Here is a 3,051-nt window from a genome sequence, read left to right as displayed (position 1 = left end):
CGCATTGACGGAGAAAGCTGAAGTAAAGGAAAAAACATTTTCGGAAAAACTGCTGTTATTGGGGTCAGGCGCTGATGATTATGACATCAGACACCCACGTCTGGATCAGCTTAAAACGTTAGTCCAGTTGTTTTGTCAGGCAGGGTTGGGTGACAAAACAACGAAGGACTTGTTGGTGCCTATTGTTTACAATGCGGCAAAGCATCCCGGTCATAACGAATACCTCAGGCAGGCTGCCCTGCTGTTCACTGAGTTGCCCGATGATAGCCAATCAACCCGACAAAGGGTCGATGAGCACATAGGCTTTGTCGTCAATTTTTTTAGGGGTGATGAAGATCACACAATCGCGGCCCTTAATAAGAGCGAATACCGCGACTACATAGAAGAGAACACCTATTTCGACAGTGACGATAACAGTGAAGAACACTGGGAAGCACTTCGTCAGTCATGTTGTGAGATTTATAACGCTTCTGACATTGCTCCCTCGGCGATGACAGCCAGCAGGGAGGGGGGGAATGGTGATAACCCGACGTCTGTCAGTAGTGGCAAGGCAGGTGGTGGGACAGGAATGGCATCGGGCATAAAGACCGTGTTGAGTACTGCCCTGTGTACCCTTTTGTCCGCAGGCGTTGGGGCTACCCCCGCACCAGCAACAACAGGAGAATCGGCAACCTCTCCCTCCAATGCCAGCGATTGGCGTGAGGTTTGTCCCGACAGCATAACTGATAAGGAATGCGCAAGAATTCTTCATGAAGAGTGTGAGTATGGATTGAACAACAATTATCTAGGTGCCGGCTGTGAACCGAATAAATATAATTGTCTGTCTTATAATAAGACTAAAACTGGCGAATATTATTTGTGTATTCCCGACGATTGGCCGTGTGACGACGAAAAAGATTGCTCCAGAGAAAGTGAAGAAAGTAGTGATGCGGTTAATGATGATGAATCCTCTAGATTGTGCGATCGTTGTCAGAGTAATGGTTATTATAAATGTGGCAGAAAATGTGTTCCTGACTCAGACATCTGCGATGGGTGTGATGACTGTTTACACGGGTCAGACGAAAAGCCTCCGTTCTGTATCCAGTACAGGCTTCATAACCATGTTCAACGTCAATGCCCTGATATCAGTGGCAGTGCCGGTATTGATTGTGTTCAGGGTGTTTTTCAACGTTGTTTGGACAGGATACCCGAGTTTTCCGATGAGATGACTGACGCGCCCAGGGTCAAACCAGTTTGTCAGAAGGAAACCACCCACTTTAACATGACTGAGTGGCAGCAACTCTGCCCTGAAAGAGTAAGCGATAACCTATGTAAAAGCACCCTTCTTGAATTGTGTGAATATGGCACTAAACATAACTATTTAGGTTATGGGTGCGGTCAAGATGATTTCAATTGTGGTCATTATGGTGAAAAAATATGCGAATCCAGAGATCGGATATGTGACGATACAAAGCATTGCCCTGACCATGCCCCCGGGTCTGATGAGCATTATGCGCTTTGTAATATTTGTGAAACAGATGATTCCAAGCATGGTTTCAAGTGTGATGGCAGGTGTCTTAGTGAGTCAAAAATGTGTGATGGGCGTTGGAATTGTAATCTTCTATTTGACGAAAGAAACGGGTATTGTATCCAGCACAGTCTTGTTGGATATATTTTAAAGCGATGCCCTGATCGTCGTTCTGATAGGGGTAATGATTGTGTCCTGGGGACTTTTAAGCGGTGTTTGGCAGGTGTAAGAGGATCACCGTTCACCGACGAAGTGACTGAAGCGTCTACGGTAATTTTTCAGGAAACGCAGCCTCGGACAACTCAGGCAAGGACAACTGGGAAAACCCAGAGGTTAAAGCCCACTAAGCCCCCATCAAATCAGCCTGTAAGCAAGGATAATCGCGGTGTCATCAAGACGCGCGAGAATAACGCCTCCATGGCAAACGCCACCTTCAGTACGATGACAGGCAATAAAACCAGAGTGCCGGTATCCGGCGGTAGGTCAACTATTCGTCCCACAAGGAATGCCAGCGGTTTGTCTTCTGGCAATAGCAATGAGTCTCAAGCGTCAGGACAATCTGGTTTTTCCACTGCCGCCATTGTTGGTACAACGATACCTGTTTTAATCGCCGCTGGCGCAATTGGAGGTGCTCTCTATTGGCAACGGGATAATATTAGTCAGTTTTTGTCGTCGCGGTTTCCAGGGTTTAAGCCGTTCAATCTTGGTGCTCGAATGCGCAGGGGAGACGGTGACGATACTGTTGAGTTGAACACCGATTATGAGGTTAACAATTAAAGAAGGGATAGAATACCTGTTCCCCACAGCTTAAAATAAAGTTAACTAAGTGCATGACCAAATGAAAACATATATTTTCTTGCTGGCACGCCTTGCAAGGCCTGTAGACCAACTTGAAAAGCAAATGGTCATGTACTTAGTGGCAATAAGTTCACTGTCGTAAGGTTGATCTGTACATGAAAAATTACCGTATCAGTATCGGGTCAAGCCCTGTGGCTGGTAAGTTTCAGACACAATGGCATGGCTTGGGAAATGCCTTCTATCGTCTTTTGTCTGGCTTAATTGTTCGCCATGTGTTGTTGGCTGATGCATGGTTTTTATGGCATTCACAGGCTATCCATCGGGTTATCAAAGTGAATAAGATTCCATCGTTAATTTTCAGTGTGATAGAGACAATAACGATGAAGGTAAGCCATTAGAAAATACGTTCTAACAGTGCTTTCAGGAAATAATAAAACCTTTGCGCGCTATTTTTTTGTATTGCTGTAATAATGTCGTTTAATAAAAGAATGATTAGAATTGCCGATATTTCTGTGGCAAGAAGCTTGACTGTTCTCACGTGTTTTTATCGTTATATTCACAGATGGGGATTGCCATATTGCCAGAGTGTTATTACTGGTTGACTGAAGCTATTATCAAATGCATGTTTTAGAATACTAGTCCCTGAAAATAGATAAATTCAATACTAATATCAAATTGCCAAATAATAAAGTAGATACTACAGTGTTTTTGTGATCCGTCTTATTACTATTTTTATAGTGGATTTT

2 protein-coding genes are annotated in these 3,051 nt (G+C 44.2%); both read left to right on the top strand.

What is annotated here, in order from left to right; translation table 11 throughout:
* The coding region (locus V4C51_RS17510) for a low-density lipoprotein receptor class A repeat-containing protein (protein ID WP_330927461.1) at positions 1 to 2,284 on the top strand (2,284 nt) is incomplete at its 5' end.
* Positions 2,285 to 2,460: 176 nt separating this feature from the next.
* Positions 2,461 to 2,703 (top strand): hypothetical protein, encoded by a 243-nt coding sequence (locus V4C51_RS17505; protein ID WP_330927460.1) that lies wholly within the window; start codon positions 2,461 to 2,463, stop codon positions 2,701 to 2,703.
* Positions 2,704 to 3,051 lie beyond the last annotated feature (348 nt).

The organism is Candidatus Sororendozoicomonas aggregata, assembly GCF_031528575.1.
Taxonomy (GTDB): domain Bacteria; phylum Pseudomonadota; class Gammaproteobacteria; order Pseudomonadales; family Endozoicomonadaceae; genus Endonucleibacter; species Endonucleibacter aggregata.
This window is presented reverse-complemented; position numbering and strand designations above follow the sequence as displayed.

Excerpts from the sequence above, each read along its gene's own strand:
- V4C51_RS17505 (WP_330927460.1), top strand. The coding sequence starts at position 2,461 with ATGAAAAATTACCGTATCAGTATCGGGTCAAGCCCTGTGGCTGGTAAG.